Below are 16,285 nucleotides of genomic sequence, written 5' to 3' on the forward strand. Positions count from 1 at the left end.
GGCATGCCTTTTGCCGTCTCCTCTTCTCAGGGCACGGTCGCGGCGTTGCGGTTCGGGCGGCTCGTGGCGATGGGTTCGGTCGCCGCGCTGATCATGATCGCGGGCGTCTGGGGGTCCTGGGGCACTGCGCAGTACGTGATGCTGACCAAGGGGCGTGAGCGCGGCACGATCGAGGTGACGCGATGCGGCCCGGACACGTGCAGCGGTCCTTTCACGCCCTTGTCGGCCGGCGCGAGGGCGCGCGGGGGCGTGGTCATCGACAGGACGGTCACGGTGGAGCGGGGGAAGACGTACGCGGTGGTCGTGAAGCCGGGCTCGGATGTTGTCGTACGCTCCGGTCCGGCCGGGATTCTGTACGCGTGGGTGCCGCTGGGCGGGGCGCTGCTGCTGGCCTCTGTCGTCGTGGCGGGCGGGTTGCGGCTGGTGCGTGCGGCGTGGGTGCTGGCGGGGGCGGGGGCGGTCTTGCTCGCGGCCGCTTTTGCCATGCTCTGAGGGCGTCCGGGTGATGTACGTCTCTGCAGAGGGTCTGTTCGTTGTCTGTTCGTGATTGACGGTTCGTCACTTGATGTCTGATGCTGAACTCACCCCCCATGTCTTCCCGTTCGCATCTCGAAGATGGACCTGTCACATGCGTACCTTTATCCGCGCCGGCGCGCTGACCGCCGGCGTTTCGGCCGTGCTGCTCCTTGCGCCGGCCGCGCACGCCACTACTCCCGGTGACAACGGCACGGTGAAGATCCACGATGCCAAGACCGGCGAGGAGCTTCGCCGCAACGAGCCGCACGTCTGCACGTTCTACCTGGACGCCTTCGGTTTCGACAGGGCCCAGAAGGTCGACTGGCACATCGAGGCCTGGGCTCCGACCGCCGCCACCAAGGGTGAGACGGTGAAGTCCGGTGCCCTCGTGCTGGATTCCGTGGGCCACGGCCGTACGGAGGACCTGTCGCTGCCCGACGGGCACTACAAGCTGTTCTGGAACTTCGACGGCGAGAAGGGCGCCGCCAAGCACAAGATGTTCTGGACGGACTGCAAGGACTCACAGGGTGGCGGCGGTACGACGCCGTCCGCCTCCGTGTCGCCTTCGTCGCCGGAGTCGCCCGCGTCGTCGGAGTCACCTTCGTCGCCGGAGTCGCCCGCGTCGTCGGAGTCGCCTTCGTCGCCGGAGTCGCCCGCGTCGTCGGAGTCACCTTCGTCTTCGGGCTCGGCCGGTGTGACGGCGTCGCCGAGTGCGTCCTCCGGCGAGGGCGGGGCGGCCCCGTCGGCCACCGCATCCCCGTCCCCACAGGGCCCCAACGGTGACCTGGCCGAGACCGGCAGCAGCCTCCCGGTGGGCCTGCTGTCGGGTGCCGCGGCGGCGCTGGTGGCCGCGGGCGGCTTCCTGGTGCTGCGGCGTCGCAGGGCCTCTCAAGGCTGACGTCCGCCGGGCATGACAGTGCCCCCGTGCTCGTCCTGGTGGCGAGTACGGGGGCACTGTCGTGTGCGGGGCGGGTTCAGCCGGTGTTGCGCAGGCCCGCCGCCACACCGTTCACCGTCAGCAGCAGGGCCCGGGACAGCAGTGGGTCCGCCTCGGCGCCGGTGGCGGCGGCTTCGCGCTGGCGTCCCAGCAGGGCGACCTGGAGGTAGGAGATCGGGTCGAGGTAGGCGTCGCGGATGGCGAAGGTCTGCTTGAGGACGGGGTTGTGGTCGAGGAGGTCCTTCTCGCCGGTCACGCGCAGGACTTCACGGACCGTCAGTTCGTGTTCGGCCTCGATGGCGGTGAAGACGTGCTTGAGGTTGTCGGGTACGAGGGTGTCGACGTAGTGGCGGGCGATCCGCAGGTCGGTCTTGGCGAGGGTCATCTCGACGTTGGAGATGAAGTTGCGGAAGAAGTGCCACTGTTCGTGCATTTCGGCGAGGACGGTGTCGAGGCCGGCCTCGCGCAGTGCCTTGAGGCCGGATCCGACGCCGTACCAGCCGGGCACGATCTGCCGGGACTGGGTCCAGCCGAAGACCCAGGGGATGGCTCGCAGGCCGTCGAGGCCGGCGCCGGAGTCGGGGCGCCGGGAGGGGCGGGAGCCGAGGTGGAGGTCGGCGAGCTGGTCGACCGGTGTGGAGGCGAAGAAGTAGGCGGGCAGGTCGGGGTCTTCGACCAGCTTGCGGTAGGCGGTGTGGGCGGCGTCGGAGACGACGTCCATGGCGGCGTCCCAGCGGGCGAGTGCCTCGACGGACTGGCGGGGGGCGGTGTGCAGGGCGGACGCCTGGAGGGTGGCGGCGACGGTGAGTTCCAGGTTCTCCCGGGCCAGGGACGGGATGAGGTACTTGTCGGAGATGACCTCGCCCTGCTCGGTGACCTTGATCTCGCCCTCCAGAGTGCCCCAGGGCTGGGCGAGGATGGCGTCGTGGGTGGGGCCGCCGCCGCGGCCGACGGTGCCGCCGCGGCCGTGGAAGAGCCTGAGGCGTACGCCGTAGCGGTGGGCGACGTCGCGCAGGCGGCGCTGGGCGCGGTGGATCTCCCACTGTGAGGTGGTGATGCCGCCGAACTTGGAGGAGTCGCTGTAGCCGAGCATGACCTCCTGTACGTCGCCGCGCAGGGCGACCAGGCGGCGGTAGGAGGGGTCGGCGAGCATGTCCTCCAGGATGGTGTCGGCGGCCTTGAGTTCGTCGGTGGTCTCCAGGAGCGGGACGATGCCGATCTTCGCCCAGCCGGCGTGCAGGTCGACGAGGCCGGCTTCGCGGGCGAGGACGGCGGCGGCGAACACGTCGTCGGCGCCCTGGCACATGGAGATGATGTACGACTCGATGACCTCGGGTCCGAAGGCATGAAGGGCCCGCTTGACCGTTTCGAACACGCCGAGGGTCTTGGCGCCGGCGGCGTCCAGTGGGGCCGGGGTGGGGGCGAGGGGGCGCCGGGAACGCAGTTCTCTGGCGAGCAGCTTGTGCCGGTATTCGCGCGGCATGTCGTCGTATCGCCAGGACTCCTCGCCGAGCCGGTCGAAGAGTTGGCCGAGGGCGTGGTGGTGGGCGTCGGCGTGTTCGCGGACGTCCATGGTGGCGAGTTGGAGGCCGAAGGCGGCGAGTGTGCGGATGGTGCGGGCGAGGCGGCCGTCGGCGAACAGGCCGCCTCGGTGGGCGCGCAGTGAGGTCTGGATGATGCGCAGGTCGTGCAGCAGCTCGGAGGTGCCGAGGTAGTCCCGTCCTGGTTCGTGGTGGGTGTTCCCGGCGAGGCGGTGCTTGGTGTTGAGGAGCTTCTGGCGGATGCAGGTGGCCTTGAGACGGTAGGGCTCTTCGGCGTTGAGGCGCTTGTAGCGGGGGCTGATCTCGGGAAGCAGGTCGAGGTCGGCCTGGAGGGATTGCAGCAGTTCTTCGGTGGCGCCGGTGTAGCGGATCGAGTTGGACAGGAGGCCGCGCAGTTCGTCGATCGTCTCCAGCGCGTCGTTGATGCCGTGCTCGTGCTGGAGGATCAGTACGTCCCAGGTGACCTCGGGGGTGACGTTGGGGTTGCCGTCGCGGTCGCCACCGATCCAGGTGCCGAAGGTGAGGGGGCGGGTTTCGTCGGGGACTTTGACGCCGACGCGTTCCAGTTCCGCGGTGAGGTCCTCCAGGACGTCGCCGACGGCGCCGGCGTGCAGTTCGTCCAGGTAGTAGATGGCGTTGCGGGCTTCGTCGGCGGGTTCGGGGCGGACGACGCGCAGTTCGTCGGTCTGCCAGACGAGGTCGATGTTCTCCGCCAGGCGGATGTCGTGGCGGCGGCGGTCGGTGTCGAGGACGGGGGTTTCCAGGAGCGCGGCGATGCGCCGGAGTTTGTTGAGGACGGACCGGCGTGCGGCTTCCGTGGGGTGTGCGGTGAACACGGGGCGCACGTTGAGGTTCTGGACGGTCTCGCGGACGTGCTCGGGGTCGGCGTCCTTGAGCCGGTCGGCTGTCCGGGCGATGAGGCCTCCCTCGGCGGCGCGCCGGGCGCGCAACTCGCGTCCGCGGTGCACCTGCTCGGTGACGTTCGCCAGGTGGAAGTAGGTGGAGAAGGCGCGTACCAGTTTGGCGGCGGTCTCCAGTTCGGTGCCGCGCAGCAGTTCGGCGGCGGCCTCTCCGTTCTCCCGGGTCAGCCGGCGGACCCGTTCGACCAGTTCCAGGAGTTCGGGGCCCTCCTGTCGGACGAGGGTTTCGCCGAGCAGGTCACCCAGTCGGCGGATGTCGGCGCGCAGCTCACTGCTCGTCGTCGTGGTCTGATCGTCGGCACTGCTCACAGGTGCTGCTCCTTGGAGTAATCCGGAGGTGCGTCGCGTCAGCGACTCCCTGAAAGGGCGGTGGTGGGCGACGGGTGGGATCGTGAGAGAGAGGCCCGGACGGGTGCCGTGCGCGGTGGGCGCCGCATACGGGCCGGGCATCCGGGAAGAAATCAGAGCGGACCGCGCTGTCCGACCGTTTCCAAGGATAGGACTCCGCGCGGACGCGCAGCCTCGCAGGCTCTTGCCGTCGGGCGACGCGCTGCCATACTTACGACGCCGTAGGTTACGGAGCCGTAGGTCTCCTTTCGGATTCCGGGGGACTACGCGTCCGTAGCCGGGCACATGCCCAGACCCTCGACCCCACAGGGGACGCCCCATGACCACGAGATCCGACGTGATCGGAGACGCCCGGAAGGCGGCCGACGGCACTCCCCTGCCCTCCGCCACGCTGGGCGGCGAGCAGAAGCGCTCGCTCGAGCAGATCACGCTGCTGCTGTTCATCACCGTCCCGTTCCTGGCGCTTGTCGCGGCGGTGCCGCTGGCGTGGGGCTGGGGCGTGAGCTGGCTCGATCTGGCCCTGTTGGTCTTCTTCTACTTCCTGGGCTGCCATGGCATCACGATCGGCTTCCACCGCCACTTCACTCACGGTTCCTTCAAGGCCAAGCGGCCTTTGAAAATCGCGTTGGCGATCGCGGGTTCGATGGCGGTCGAGGGCCCTCTGGTGCGCTGGGTGGCCGATCACCGCAAGCACCACAGGTTCTCGGACGCGGAGGGCGATCCGCATTCTCCGTGGCGTTACGGGGAGACCATTCCCGCGCTGGTGAAGGGCTTGTGGTGGGCTCATGTCGGCTGGATGTTCGATGAGGAGCAGACGCCGCAGGAAAAGTACGCCCCGGATCTGATCAAGGACGGGGCGATCCGGAGGATCTCCCGCCAGTTCGTGCTGTGGACGGCGGTGTCCCTGCTGCTGCCGCCGCTGATCGGCGGGCTGGTGACGATGTCCTGGTGGGGCGCGGTGACGGCGTTCTTCTGGGGGTCACTCGTCCGGGTGGCGCTGCTGCACCATGTGACCTGGTCGATCAACTCGATCTGTCACGCGGTGGGCAAGCGCCCGTTCAAGTCGCGTGACCGTTCCGGGAACGTGTGGTGGCTGGCGATTCTGTCGTGCGGGGAGTCGTGGCACAACCTGCACCACGCGGATCCGACGTCGGCTCGGCACGGTGTGGAGCGGGGCCAGCTGGACTCGTCGGCGCGGCTCATCCGCTGGTTCGAGCGGTTCGGGTGGGCGTACGACGTGCGCTGGCCGTCACGCTCGCGTATCGATTCCCGTCGCAGCACGGACGGGGACGGCTCCCGGCGCGGGAAGGTGTCCGCCGACGCGGCATGATGGACGGTGTGGCGACCGACTCCAGTACCCCCAGCAATGAGAAGCCGCGGCGTACCCGCCGTACCCGGATGACCGGTGCGGAGCGCCGGCAGCAGTTGCTGGAGATCGGCCGCACGCTGTTCGCCGCCAAGGGGTTCGAGGGCACGTCGGTGGAGGAGATCGCGGCGAAGGCCGGGGTGTCCAAGCCGGTGGTGTACGAGCACTTCGGCGGCAAGGAGGGGCTGTACGCGGTGGTGGTGGACCGCGAGATGCGGCGCCTGCTGGACATGGTGACCGGTTCGCTCACCGCAGGGCATCCCCGTGAGCTGTGCGAGCAGGCGGCCTTTGCTCTCCTGGACTACATCGAGGAGTCCACGGACGGTTTCCGCATCCTGGTCCGCGATTCGCCGATCCCGCAGTCGACGGGTTCCTTCGCGTCGTTGATCTCGGACATCGCCACCCAGGTGGAGGACATTCTGGGCCGCGAGTTCAAGACCCGCGGTTTCGACCCGAAGCTCGCTCCCTTGTACGCGCAGGCGCTGGTCGGCATGGTCGCGCTGACGGGCCAGTGGTGGCTGGACGTGCGTCGCCCGAAGAAGGCCGAGGTCGCGGCGCATCTGGTGAACCTGGCGTGGCACGGGCTGGACGGGCTGGAGCAGAGGCCGCGGCTGATGGGACATCGCAAGAACTGAGGCGCGGCCGCTCGGTCACTCGTTGTTATGACCGTTGTCGGTTACGGCGGCTACGGTGGGTATGCAGGCCCAGAATCCCGCTCATGGGAGGAATCACCATGACAGCCGAGCCGATCGCCGAGCCGACCCCCGAGCCCGCCGACGAGCCCGGCACCCGTTGACCCGTGCCACCGCCTGACGGATGCACCGTGGACGACCTGTTCACTCTGCCGGACCTCCCGCCGCACACCGAGTTGATCGACGGGAGCCTGGTCTTCGCGAGTCCGCAGCGGATTTTCCACAGCCGCATGATCGACCTTCTGGTGAACGGGCTGCGCCGTACGACACCCCAGGACCTGAAGGTCCTCCGCGAAATGACGGTCGTGCTGGACCAACGCAACGGCCCCGAGCCGGACGTCAGCGTGGTTCGCGCGGACGCCGTCACCAGCCTGGATCAGACTCGGTTCCAGGCCGAGGAGGTGCTGCTCGCCATCGAGGTCGTCTCCCCCGACTCCGAGGCCCGCGACCGCAACACCAAGCCCAGCAAGTACGCTGCCGCTGGAATCCCGTACTTCTGACTGGTCGAGATGACCGAGGGGAGCCAGCACCCGGTGGTTCGCGCCTACGAGATCGACACGGTCAACAAGGCGTACGCGCTGACCGGTATCCACCATCACAAGCTCGACGTCGGTGTGCCGTACGACATCGACATCGACATCACGCTGGAAGCGCTCAAAGCGCTCTAGCGGTCGGCTCCAGGAACTCCAGCCGGTTGCCCACCGGGTCCTCCGAGTAGAACCGGCGATGGCCCGGAGGGTTGTCGTCCCAGGTCACCGGCGCCCCACGCGCGGTGAGCCGGGCCGCGTAGGCCTCGATGCCCGTGACCCGCAGCCCCGGGTGGGCCTTCTTCGCGGGCCTGAAGTCCTTCTCGATCCCCAGGTGCACTGCACGGCCCCCGCCTGGAACCAGCAGCCCCCGCGGGCGGCCAGCGCGGGCGGTTTGGGCATCTCCGTCATGCCGAGGACGCCGGCGTAGTACGTACGCAGCAGGTTCTCGGAGCCGGGCGGGGCCGCGAGCTGGACATGGTCGACGGCGCTCAGCATGGTTCAGGCCTTCTTCGTGGCGACGGCGAAGATGCGGCGGAACGGGAACACGGTGCCGTGGCTGGTCGCCGGGTACGCCTCGCGGAGCGCCGTCCGGTACTCGGCGAGGAACTCCTCCGCCTCCTCCCCCAGCTCGGCGAGGACCGGCCGCAGTCCGGTGCCCTTCACCCAGTCGAGGACGGGGTCCTCGCCCTCCAGCAGGTGGAGGTACGTCGTCTCCCAGACGTCCGCCTCGCAGCCCAGGGCGACGAGCCGCTCCAGGTACCCGGCGGGTGTGAGCACGGCGTCCTCGTGGCGCAGGGTGTCGGCGAGGCGGTCCTTCCAGCGGGCCGAGTGGGCGAGTTCCCTCATCAGCTGGTGGCTGGGGGAGTCGAAGTTCCCGGGGACCTGGAAGGCGAAGGTGCCGCCGGGGGTGAGGCCGGCGATCCAGTCGGGGAAGCGGTCGGCGTGTTCGGGCACCCACTGCAGGGTGGCGTTGCTGATGATCAGACCGTACGGCGCCGGCGGTGTCCAGGTGCGGGCGTCGGCGTGGGAGAAGTCGAGGCGGCCGCCGCCCGCAGTGGGGCCCTCGTGGTCGGTGTGGGCCGCATCGAGCATCTCGGGCGAGTTGTCGTAGCCGGTGATGTGTGCGGTGGGCCAGCGGTCGGCCAGCACGGCGGTGACATTGCCGGGGCCGCAGCCCAGGTCGGCGATGCGGGGCGGGTCACCGGGAAGTTCGGGGACACGGGCGAGCAGGTCGGCGAAGGGACGGGCGCGGTGGCCTGCGTGGCGCAGGTACTGACCGGGGTCCCAGGTGGGGGCGGCAGGCATGGGTGTGGCCCTCCTCGAAGTCACCGGATGTCCGAGAGATGTTCCCAGTGGCTCCAGCCTCACACGCGAGATATCTCTACGTCAAGAGACTTGATATCGAGAAGACGCATATCAAGAGACTTCATGTCGACACAACCACTACACTGATCGCCATGGAGGACGAGGTCGATCGGCTGGTCGCGGCGTGGCGCCGGGAGCGCCCGGACCTCGACGTGGAACCGCTCGAGGTGCTCAGCCGGGTCAGCAGACTGGCACGGCACCTGGACCGCGCGCGCCGGCTGGCGTTCTCCGAGCACAGCCTGGAGCCCTGGGAGTTCGACGTCCTGACCGCGCTGAGGCGGGCCGGCAACCCCTACCAGCTCTCCCCCGGCCAGTTGCTGACGCAGACGCTGGTCACCTCCGGCACGATGACGAACCGTATCGACCGCCTGACCAAGAAGGGCCTGGTCGAGCGCCTCCCGGACCCGAGCGACCGCCGGGGTGTTCTGGTGCGCCTCACCAAGGAGGGCCAGGACCGGGCGGACCAGTCGCTCGCCGGACTGCTGGAGCAGGAACGCGCGATCCTGTCGGAGCTGAGCCGGGCCCAGCGCGGTGAACTGGCCGCGCTGCTACGCCAGCTGACCGCCCCGTTCGACAACATCCCCGGCTAACGCCCCGGCAGGCAGTGTCTGCCCTTCGATGAACGTCGCCTGCCGGGGCACCAGGTCGGCCGGCCCGACCCCGGCCCGGCGGGCGAGGGCGACGGCGGCGAGGGTGGAATGGACGCCCAACTTGCCGAGGACGTTCTGCATATGGGTGCGGACGGTGTGCGGGGAGAGGAACAGCCGCTCGGCCACGGCCTTCCGGCCGAGTCCGGCGACCATGCAGCGCAGTACCTCCCGCTCCCGCGGCGTCAGGGACTCCACCAGCCGCTCGCTCTCGGTGCGGTGCTTGCGGGCCGCGGTCAGCTCGCGCAGGACGCCGGTGAGCAGGGCGGGCGGAAGGTGCGTCTCGTCCCGCAGCACACCCCGGATGACCGCGAGCAGCCGGGAGAGCGAGCAGTCCTTGGCGACCCAGCCCGAGGCGCCCGCCTGCAGGGCGAGCGCGGCACGGTGCGGGTCGTCCTTCTCGGCGAGGACGACGGTCCGTACACCTGGGTGCCCGGAGCGCACACCGGCGACGAGCGAGATGCCGTCGACGAGCCCGTCCTCGTGGCCGTTCTGGACGGGGACCGCCGGGCGTGAGCCCGGCACACGGCTCCCGAGGTCCGCGTCGACGAGCATCACGTCGAAACCGCGGCCCTCCGCCGTCGCCCGCTCCAGGCAGCGCAGGGCGGCCGGACCGCTGCCGGCCGCGGACACGTCGACGTCGGGCTCGGCGGCCAGCGCGGTGGCCAGCGACTCGGCGAAAATGCGGTGGTCGTCGACGACCAGGACTCGGATGCGCACCACTGAAACCCCCACTGCTCGGGGGACGGCCGGCGCGGGTACAGCGCCCGGTGCGCCCCCGGTTGTTCACCTGGGACGGGGCGACGCAGCCGCACGGCCGCCGCCGCGCTGGAACTGCTACCCCCCACTCCGGGCGTCGTACCCGACTGTCTCGCCCCCTGATCAGCACCGGCCCCCACCGGTGCTGTTCTCAGCGTAGGGCCGCGAGCCGGGAGCGGAAGGAAATTTGCAGAACTGATGGACCGGCGCGTTTATGGTGAGCCGCATGTTTCGTATAGAGACGGAAGTCGACAAGGAACGGCGAGATCTGCTCCATACTCGGCTGCGCGAGACGAACACGGCGGCGTCACCGGTGCTGCGCGCGCTGCGCGGAACCCCTAACGAACGCGAAGTACCTCTCCACGTCTGGGCGTTGGATGCGGCGGGAGAACTGGCGGGCGGGCTGGTCGGCCACACCTGGACGGCCTGGCTGCATGTCGCGTACCTGTGGGTGGACGACCGTCATCGGGGGGCGGGCCTGGGCACGCGTCTGCTGGCTCGGGCGGAGCACGTTGCGCGCACGGAGCGCGGGTGCGCAGCCGCGCGCCTGGAGACCTGGGACTTCCAGGCCCCGGAGTTCTACCGGAAGCAGGGCTACGAGGTGGTGTGCACGATCCCCGACTATCCGCCAGGGGTCACGGAGTACACGCTGACGAAGCACCTGCGGTGAGCCGCCGGGCTCCTGACCACGGGGCGTACGGCTGCTCCTGGTCCAGCCCCAGGTCCGTGGGCGTGGCGACTTCGTGTCCCTTGCTCAGTCCTGCGGAACCTCCTCGACCACCGACTCCGCGAATCGCCACGACCCCTGGTTGCCGAACGCCTCCGCGCGCAGCCCTGTTTCCCAGGCGATCCGGGCGGCCCGGCGATGGGACACGTCGGGATACGCCTCCGGGTGCACCTTGATGTAGCCGCGCCGGTCGGGGCGGAGGGTGCGCAGGGCCTCGCGCAGCTTCTCCTCCTGCTCCTCCCGGCGACTGTGGTCGCGCGTGACGGTCTTGAACATCCTCTGCGTCCCGGACGGGGCCTTGCTCTTCCTTTCGGCTCGCCGTTGGGCGGCGTCCGACCCCTGCCACGTCATCCAGCCGACGGAGCCGAGCGCAACGAGGGCGAGTGCCCCGGCGCCGAGCGCGTCGCCGGTGGCACTCGCCTGGCCCGGTGTCTGGGGGCGGAGTTCGCCCTCGGGGTCCGCGATGACCGTCAGGACCTGGCCGACGTCGTAGTGATGGAACTCCGTTCGCATGGCCGGTCCCGGAACCGTGGTGCCGTCCTGTCGCTCCAGCGTGTAGTAGGAGTTACGGGCGTTGCGGCCCTGGGGCGGGTCGCTCCACTGCTTCACGACCGTGGCGGTGATCTCCTCGCCCCGCTGCTGGAGCGTGAGGTCGTCGCGGGCCACGCCGGCCACGTACACGGACATCGCGGACGCGAGCACGATGAGCAACGCCGCGGACAGGCTGGACTCCCAGGAGACTCTCAGCCAGCGGAGCAGATCGGCGAGGAGTACGCCGTGCGCGATCCACAGGAGGATCGTCAGGCCGGTGCCCAGGGCGTCGGTGAGAAGGAGCATGCCTGCGATCGCGGCAAGCACATAGCAGCCGATGCCGATCGCCAGCGGTATCCGGTAGCTCGTACGCCTCCGCCGCATGTCGTCGACGCCCGGCCGAGTTCGTCTCATGTTCCTTGCTCCGCCTCCTCAGAGGGCATCTGCCGAAGAGGCCGGTTCAGTGATTCCCGGCCTGTTTTCAGGATCCTCACGGCAGGTTCTTCCCTGCTGGTGGTCCATGCAATTGCCCGCCGAGGCTGGGACGGAGTAAGAAATCATCCGGGCAGAAGAGGACTTGGCAGCGCGGCACGAACCGCCCGGTGGACCGCTCTGGCGAGGCGGGCGCCCCACAGGGAGCGGGGCCCGCAGAAGTCATGGACGCCCTCGCCGAAGACGGGCGAGCGCGCGGCGACGCACACCGCGTCCGTAGGCGTGCCGGAGCAGTCGTGACCCGCGTCGAGCAGGGCCTGGACCTTGGCTTCGGTGGCGGTTGCGACCGCGTTGACCAGGGCGGCGTCGGTCAGCGCCACGGGGAGGGCGGCGATGATGTTGATGGTGCCCGGCTGGGCGGGCACGGTGGTGCCCGCCGCCGGGGAGGCGGCCCAGCCCCGTACGGAGATGCCCGCAGTGACGACGGCCTCGACGCCGTTGTCCTGCGCGCGGGCATGGCGGGAGACGTCGGCCGCCGTCATCAGGCCCACGCCCGGTCCTTCCACGCCCGCGTCACCGGCGAGGTCCGCGAGGTGGCGGTCCGGGTCGGTGCGCCGGTAGCCGTGCGGCACTTGGGCGTTGAGAACCCAGCCGCGCTCGCCGATACCGCCGCCGAGCACGGCGTTGCTGATCATCCGCCGGCCGGGGCCGGCCCGCCACAGCAGCGCGTGCAGCCGTTCGCCCTGTTCCAGGCGGGGCAGCAGCTGCACCGCGTGCAGTCCGGTGGCGGTGGCGGACGGGGGATGGACGGCGGTCACCGGTCAGCGCTCCTTGCGGTGGGGACCGGCTGATCGTATGCGGGCCGGGTGTACGTGCATACGCGTGGGCCTCATGCGCTCTACCGCGAGTGATCGGCAGGGTCAACCCGCGGGTTCCCGGCCCCCGGTGGCGATCTCGGCCCAGACCGTCAGGCCGACATCCGTCCGACGGGATCCCCATCGGGTGGCCAGGGCATCCGTGATGGTACCGGCTGGAATGTGACACGTCCGGAAGATGTGTCACATCTGCGGATTCCTCTGCCGACAAACCGCGCCGTACACCGCGTGCGCCCCGGTACCGTGAAACCCACACCGTGAAAGGATCCCGGCCGCCATGACCGCACACCCGGCAGACTCCGGCCCGCCCCATCTCCCCCCCATGCGCACCATCGGCGAGCTCCGCGCCGCCCTCACCATGGGATACGGCTTCCCCGGCGATGCCGACGATTTCGAGGCCGAGCTGGCCCGTGAGATCAACCACGCCGATCCCGCCGACCTCTCGGGTGTCGTCCGCCTGGTGGAGGAGTTCCGCGGCCGGATCACCGCTCGCCAGGACCCCGGGTTCGACTCCGCCGTCGCTGCGGCCGTCGCGGAGATCCGCGCGGCTCGGGGGAACGGCCGGTGACCGAGGAACAGCCGGTCGTCGCCGAGATCACGCGTGAGGCGCGCGCCCGCTGTGGGGCCATCGGAGGCGGCTCCCTCGACGCCGTCGAGGCGCTGCGTGCCGAGTTGGAGAAGAATCCGACGCTCGGGCGGCAAGCCCGCAGCGCTGTCGGAGGCATGAAGATCTACACGACCCGCCTCGACGGCACTCGTACGAGCCCGACCCTCACGGTCACCTACGTATACGACGCCCCTCCGCCCGCGCCCGGTCTGATCCGTATCGCGCTCGTCTCCCCCGTGCGCTTCGCAGGCGGCGGCACCGAGGTCTGACATCGGTACCGCCGTATTCCGGGGCCGCCGCCTCAGCTCAGCCGCCGAGCACCCGCCGAAGGCACCGCCGGGAACACCCGCGGGGCCGTGTAGCCCGCGGCGGCGAAGGCCTCGTCGATCGCCTTGGTGATCGTGTCCGCGCCGGACGCCTCCACCAGCACGACGGCCGAGCCGCCGAAGCCGCCGCCCGTCATCCGGGCACCGAGCGCGCCGGACGCGTTCGCCGTGTCCACCACCAGGTCCAGCTCCGGGCAGGAGATGCGCAGATCGTCGCGCAAAGAAACATGCCCTTGCGTCAGCACCGGGCCGATCGCCCGGACCTCGCCCGCGTCCAGCAGCCCGACGACCTGCTCGACGCGGTGGTCGTCGGAGACGACGTGCCGCACATAGCGGCGCACCCGCTCGTCGGACAGGCGGCCGAGCGCACGGTCCAGGTCGTCGTACGGCACGTCCCGCAGGTGGGAGACGCCCAGTTGCCGTGCGCCCTTCTCGCAGCCCTCACGCCGCTCGGCGTACGCCCCGTCGCCCAGTGCGTGCTTCACGCGGGTGTCGACCACCAGGAGCGCGAGGCCCTGGGACGCCAGGTCGAAGGGAATCTGACGGATCGACAGGTCGCGGCAGTCGAGGTGCAGGGCATGGCCTTCGATGCAGCACGCCGACGCCGTCTGGTCCATGACGCCGCACGGCACGCCCACGAAGTCGTTCTCCGCGCGCTGGGCGAGCCGCGCCAGCTCGGGGCGCGTGAGGCCGAGGTCGTACAGGTCGTTCAGGGCCAGGGCGGTGACCACTTCCAGCGCCGCCGACGACGACAGGCCCGCACCCGTCGGCACCGTCGAGGACAGGTGGAGGTCCGCGCCGGTGATCGCGTGCCCGGCCTGGCGCAGCACCCAGACGACGCCCGCCGGGTACGCGGCCCAGCTGGTGTCGGTCAGCGGCCTCAGCTCGTCGACGTGCAGTTCGACGATGGGGCCGTCGATGTCCGCCGAGTGCAGGCGCAGCACACAGTCGGTGCGACGTGAGACCGCCGCGACCGCGGTGTGCGGCAGGGCGAGCGGCATCACGAACCCCTCGTTGAAGTCCGTGTACTCGCCGATCACGTTGACCCGGCCCGGCGCCGCCCAGACGCCCTCGGGAGCCGTCCCGTACAACTCCGTGAAGCCTTCCCGGACCTGCTGTGCCCCCACTTACTGCTCCTTCGCGATGTGTTGTGCGAACTCCCATGCGTCCGCGACGATCCCGGCGAGGTCCGCCCGGGACGGGTTCCAGCCGAGCCGTTCGCGGGCCGTGGCCGCGGCGGCGACCAGGATCGCCGGGTCGCCGCCGCGGCGCGGGGCGGCGACCTCCGGGATCGGATGTCCGGTGACCTTGCGCACGGTCTCGATGACCTCGCGCACGGAGAAGCCGTTGCCGTTGCCGAGGTTGCAGATCAGGTGCTCGCCGGGGCGGGCGGCGTCCAGCGCCAGCAGGTGGGCCTCGGCCAGGTCCGCGACGTGGATGTAGTCGCGGACGCAGGTGCCGTCCGGTGTCGGGTAGTCGTCGCCGAAGACCGAGATCGCCTCGCGCCGGCCCTGTGCGACCTGGAGCACGAGCGGGATGAGGTGGGACTCGGGGTCGTGCCGCTCACCGCACCTGCCGTATGCACCCGCCACGTTGAAGTAGCGCAGCGAGACCGCGGCCAGTCCGTGCGCGGCCGCCTCGCCGGTGATCATGTGGTCGACGGCGAGCTTGGAGGCGCCGTACGGGGACGTCGGCGCGGTCGGGTCCGTCTCGGTGATCGGAGTGTTGACCGGTTCGCCGTAGGCCGCCGCGGTGGAGGAGAAGACGAGCCGCCGCACACCCGTCTCACGCATGGCGGCCATCAGCGCCATCGTGCCGCCGACGTTGTTCTCCCAGTACTTCTCGGGCTTCACGACCGACTCGCCGACCTGCGAGAACGCGGCGAAGTGCAGGACCGCGTCGAACGAGGCGTCCAGCCACTCGTCGGCGTCACGAATGTCGCCCTCGATGAAGGAAGCGCCCGCGGGCACGCCCTCGCGGAAGCCGGTGGAGAGGTTGTCGAGGACGACGACCTTGTGGCCCGCCTCCAGCAGATGCTGCGCGACCACGCTGCCGACATAGCCGGCGCCGCCGGTGACCAGGTACTTCCCGCTCATGAACTCGCTACCTCCCGCAGTCGACGTGCCGCGGCCTCCGGTGGCACGTCGTTGATGAACACATTCATGCCGGACTCGGAGCCCGCGAGGAACTTCAGCTTGCCGGAAGTGCGGCGGATGGTGAAAAGCTCGAGGTGCAGCGCGAAGTCGTCGCGGTTGACGCCCTCGAACTCCGCGAGGCTGCCGAACGGCGCCTGGTGCCAGGCGGCGATGTACGGCGTGGGGGGCTCGCCCTCACCGAATATCCGGTCGAAGCGCCTCAGGAGCTCCAGGTAGACCTCGGGGAACTCGGCGCGGGCCGCGTCGTCGAGAGCGAGCAGGTCGGGGACGCGTCGGCGCGGGTAGAGGTGGACCTCGTACGGCCAGTGCGCGGCGTACGGCACGAAGGCCACCCAGTGGTCACTCTCCAGGACGACCCGCTCGCCGGCGAGTTCGCGTTCCAGGACCGCGTCGAAGAGGTTCTCCCCGCCGGTCGCCTCCTTGTGGGCGGCGAGCGAACGGAGCATCAGGGCGGTGCGCGGGGCGGTGAAGGGGTACGCGTAGATCTGGCCGTGCGGGTGGCCGAGGGTCACGCCGATCTCCTGGCCGCGGTTCTCGAAGCAGAAGACCTGCTCGACGGCGGGCAGTTGGGACAGCTCCGCGGTCCGGTCGGTCCAGGCGTCCAGGACCAGGCCCGCCTGCTCCTCGGTCAGGTCGGCGAAGGAAACGCTGTGGTCGGAGGTGAAGCACACGACCTCGCAGCGGCCCACGCCGCCGGCCAGCGACGGGAAGCGGTTCTCGAAGACCACCACGTCGTACGAGGAGTCCGGGATCTCGCTCAGCCGCTCGCCCTGGGAGGGGCACAGGGGGCACTGGTCGGCCGGGGGCAGATAGGTGCGCCCCTGGCGGTGCGAGGCGACGGCGACCCGATCGCCGAGCAGCTCGTCGTGGCGGATCTCAGAGGTCGTGACGGTCCGCTCCAGCGGTCTGCGATCGGCCGCGTCGCGCACGGCGTCGTCACGCAGGTCGTAGTAGATGAGCTCACGACCATCGGCCAGCCGGGTCGAGGTCTTCTTCACCACAACTCACCT

16 protein-coding genes and 2 pseudogenes are annotated in these 16,285 nt (G+C 70.1%); 9 read left to right on the forward strand and 9 right to left on the reverse strand.

Annotation, left to right across the window (positions count from 1 at the left end; genetic code table 11):
* Positions 1-3 precede the first annotated feature (3 nt).
* Together BIV24_RS00240 and BIV24_RS00245 are read left to right on the forward strand one after the other, a co-directional pair.
* Complete coding sequence (locus BIV24_RS00240) at positions 4-492, forward strand: hypothetical protein (RefSeq protein ID WP_071364029.1); 489 nt, start codon at positions 4-6, stop codon at positions 490-492.
* A gap of 136 nt (positions 493-628) precedes the next feature.
* Positions 629-1,414: an LPXTG cell wall anchor domain-containing protein gene (locus BIV24_RS00245; protein WP_071364030.1), complete on the forward strand. Its 786-nt coding sequence runs from the start codon at positions 629-631 to the stop codon at positions 1,412-1,414.
* 76 nt (positions 1,415-1,490) lie between these two features.
* Here the strand turns inward: BIV24_RS00245 and ppc are convergent, their stop codons facing one another.
* Entirely contained in the window at positions 1,491-4,223 is a 2,733-nt protein-coding gene (gene ppc / locus BIV24_RS00250) for a phosphoenolpyruvate carboxylase (RefSeq protein ID WP_071364031.1), read from the reverse strand.
* A gap of 358 nt (positions 4,224-4,581) precedes the next feature.
* Between ppc and BIV24_RS00255 the strand changes: the two genes are divergently transcribed.
* From BIV24_RS00255 to BIV24_RS00265, 3 genes and pseudogenes are all read left to right on the forward strand, one after another.
* On the forward strand, positions 4,582-5,592 hold the full coding sequence (locus BIV24_RS00255) for an acyl-CoA desaturase (RefSeq protein WP_071364032.1): 1,011 nt from the start codon (positions 4,582-4,584) through the stop codon (positions 5,590-5,592).
* Positions 5,589-6,263, forward strand: coding sequence for a TetR/AcrR family transcriptional regulator (locus BIV24_RS00260; protein ID WP_071364033.1), 675 nt, complete (start codon positions 5,589-5,591; stop codon positions 6,261-6,263). The genes BIV24_RS00255 and BIV24_RS00260 overlap by 4 nt, the downstream gene beginning before the upstream one ends.
* A 164-nt stretch (positions 6,264-6,427) precedes the next feature.
* Positions 6,428-6,988 (forward strand): annotated as a pseudogene (locus BIV24_RS00265) (Uma2 family endonuclease).
* On the opposite strand, the pseudogene BIV24_RS00270 reads toward BIV24_RS00265, so the two are convergent.
* Positions 6,975-7,345: pseudogene (locus BIV24_RS00270) on the reverse strand (VOC family protein). The pseudogenes BIV24_RS00265 and BIV24_RS00270 overlap by 14 nt on opposite strands.
* Before the next feature lie 3 nt (positions 7,346-7,348).
* Positions 7,349-8,155 carry a trans-aconitate 2-methyltransferase gene (locus BIV24_RS00275; RefSeq protein WP_071364034.1) on the reverse strand — a complete coding sequence of 269 codons (807 nt, stop codon included), beginning with the start codon at positions 8,153-8,155 and terminating at the stop codon, positions 7,349-7,351.
* A gap of 152 nt (positions 8,156-8,307) precedes the next feature.
* Between BIV24_RS00275 and tamR the strand changes: the two genes are divergently transcribed.
* Complete coding sequence (gene tamR, locus BIV24_RS00280) at positions 8,308-8,805, forward strand: MarR family transcriptional regulator TamR (RefSeq protein WP_071364035.1); 498 nt, start codon at positions 8,308-8,310, stop codon at positions 8,803-8,805.
* Here tamR and BIV24_RS00285 read toward each other — a convergent pair.
* Entirely contained in the window at positions 8,764-9,585 is an 822-nt protein-coding gene (locus BIV24_RS00285; protein ID WP_071364036.1) for a LuxR C-terminal-related transcriptional regulator, read from the reverse strand. The genes tamR and BIV24_RS00285 overlap by 42 nt on opposite strands.
* A 250-nt stretch (positions 9,586-9,835) precedes the next feature.
* Between BIV24_RS00285 and BIV24_RS00290 the strand changes: the two genes are divergently transcribed.
* Positions 9,836-10,291 carry a GNAT family N-acetyltransferase gene (locus BIV24_RS00290; RefSeq protein ID WP_177198592.1) on the forward strand — a complete coding sequence of 152 codons (456 nt, stop codon included), beginning with the start codon at positions 9,836-9,838 and terminating at the stop codon, positions 10,289-10,291.
* Between the two features lie 84 nt (positions 10,292-10,375).
* Here BIV24_RS00290 and BIV24_RS32875 read toward each other — a convergent pair whose 3' ends face one another.
* Positions 10,376-11,293 carry a hypothetical protein gene (locus BIV24_RS32875; protein ID WP_143064544.1) on the reverse strand — a complete coding sequence of 306 codons (918 nt, stop codon included), beginning with the start codon at positions 11,291-11,293 and terminating at the stop codon, positions 10,376-10,378.
* Positions 11,294-11,436: 143 nt separating this feature from the next.
* Positions 11,437-12,129: an adenosylcobinamide amidohydrolase gene (locus BIV24_RS00300; protein WP_071364038.1), complete on the reverse strand. Its 693-nt coding sequence runs from the start codon at positions 12,127-12,129 to the stop codon at positions 11,437-11,439.
* A 334-nt stretch (positions 12,130-12,463) separates the two neighbouring features.
* Here BIV24_RS00300 and BIV24_RS00305 point away from each other — a divergent pair, with 334 nt between their 5' ends.
* Both BIV24_RS00305 and BIV24_RS00310 read left to right on the forward strand, forming a co-directional pair.
* Complete coding sequence (locus BIV24_RS00305) at positions 12,464-12,754, forward strand: hypothetical protein (RefSeq protein WP_071364039.1); 291 nt, start codon at positions 12,464-12,466, stop codon at positions 12,752-12,754.
* Positions 12,751-13,062: a hypothetical protein gene (locus tag BIV24_RS00310; RefSeq protein WP_071364040.1), complete on the forward strand. Its 312-nt coding sequence runs from the start codon at positions 12,751-12,753 to the stop codon at positions 13,060-13,062. Before BIV24_RS00305 ends, BIV24_RS00310 begins: the two co-directional genes overlap by 4 nt.
* Positions 13,063-13,094: 32 nt before the next feature.
* Here BIV24_RS00310 and galK read toward each other — a convergent pair whose 3' ends face one another.
* From galK to galT, 3 genes are read right to left on the reverse strand one after another with little or no spacing between them, the layout of a single operon-like run.
* Positions 13,095-14,246, reverse strand: coding sequence for a galactokinase (galK, locus tag BIV24_RS00315; protein WP_071364041.1), 1,152 nt, complete (start codon positions 14,244-14,246; stop codon positions 13,095-13,097).
* Positions 14,247-15,215 carry a UDP-glucose 4-epimerase GalE gene (gene galE / locus BIV24_RS00320; RefSeq protein ID WP_071364042.1) on the reverse strand — a complete coding sequence of 323 codons (969 nt, stop codon included), beginning with the start codon at positions 15,213-15,215 and terminating at the stop codon, positions 14,247-14,249.
* Entirely contained in the window at positions 15,212-16,273 is a 1,062-nt protein-coding gene (gene galT / locus BIV24_RS00325; protein WP_071364139.1) for a galactose-1-phosphate uridylyltransferase, read from the reverse strand. Before galT ends, galE begins: the two co-directional genes overlap by 4 nt.
* Positions 16,274-16,285: the final 12 nt, after the last annotated feature.

The organism is Streptomyces colonosanans, from assembly GCF_001866645.1.
Lineage (GTDB): Bacteria > Actinomycetota > Actinomycetes > Streptomycetales > Streptomycetaceae > Streptomyces > Streptomyces colonosanans.

Bases quoted from the DNA above. Each gene is read 5' to 3' on its own strand.
- BIV24_RS32875 (WP_143064544.1), bottom strand. From the start codon at position 11,293: ATGAGACGAACTCGGCCGGGCGTCGACGACATGCGGCGGAGGCGTACG.
- BIV24_RS00275 (WP_071364034.1), bottom strand. From the start codon at position 8,155: ATGCCTGCCGCCCCCACCTGGGACCCCGGTCAGTACCTGCGCCACGCA.
- galE (WP_071364042.1), bottom strand. From the start codon at position 15,215: ATGAGCGGGAAGTACCTGGTCACCGGCGGCGCCGGCTATGTCGGCAGC.
- BIV24_RS00255 (WP_071364032.1), top strand. From the start codon at position 4,582: ATGACCACGAGATCCGACGTGATCGGAGACGCCCGGAAGGCGGCCGAC.
- BIV24_RS00245 (WP_071364030.1), top strand. From the start codon at position 629: ATGCGTACCTTTATCCGCGCCGGCGCGCTGACCGCCGGCGTTTCGGCC.
- tamR (WP_071364035.1), top strand. From the start codon at position 8,308: ATGGAGGACGAGGTCGATCGGCTGGTCGCGGCGTGGCGCCGGGAGCGC.
- BIV24_RS00260 (WP_071364033.1), top strand. From the start codon at position 5,589: ATGATGGACGGTGTGGCGACCGACTCCAGTACCCCCAGCAATGAGAAG.
- BIV24_RS00305 (WP_071364039.1), top strand. From the start codon at position 12,464: ATGACCGCACACCCGGCAGACTCCGGCCCGCCCCATCTCCCCCCCATG.
- BIV24_RS00290 (WP_177198592.1), top strand. From the start codon at position 9,836: ATGGTGAGCCGCATGTTTCGTATAGAGACGGAAGTCGACAAGGAACGG.
- BIV24_RS00240 (WP_071364029.1), top strand. From the start codon at position 4: ATGCCTTTTGCCGTCTCCTCTTCTCAGGGCACGGTCGCGGCGTTGCGG.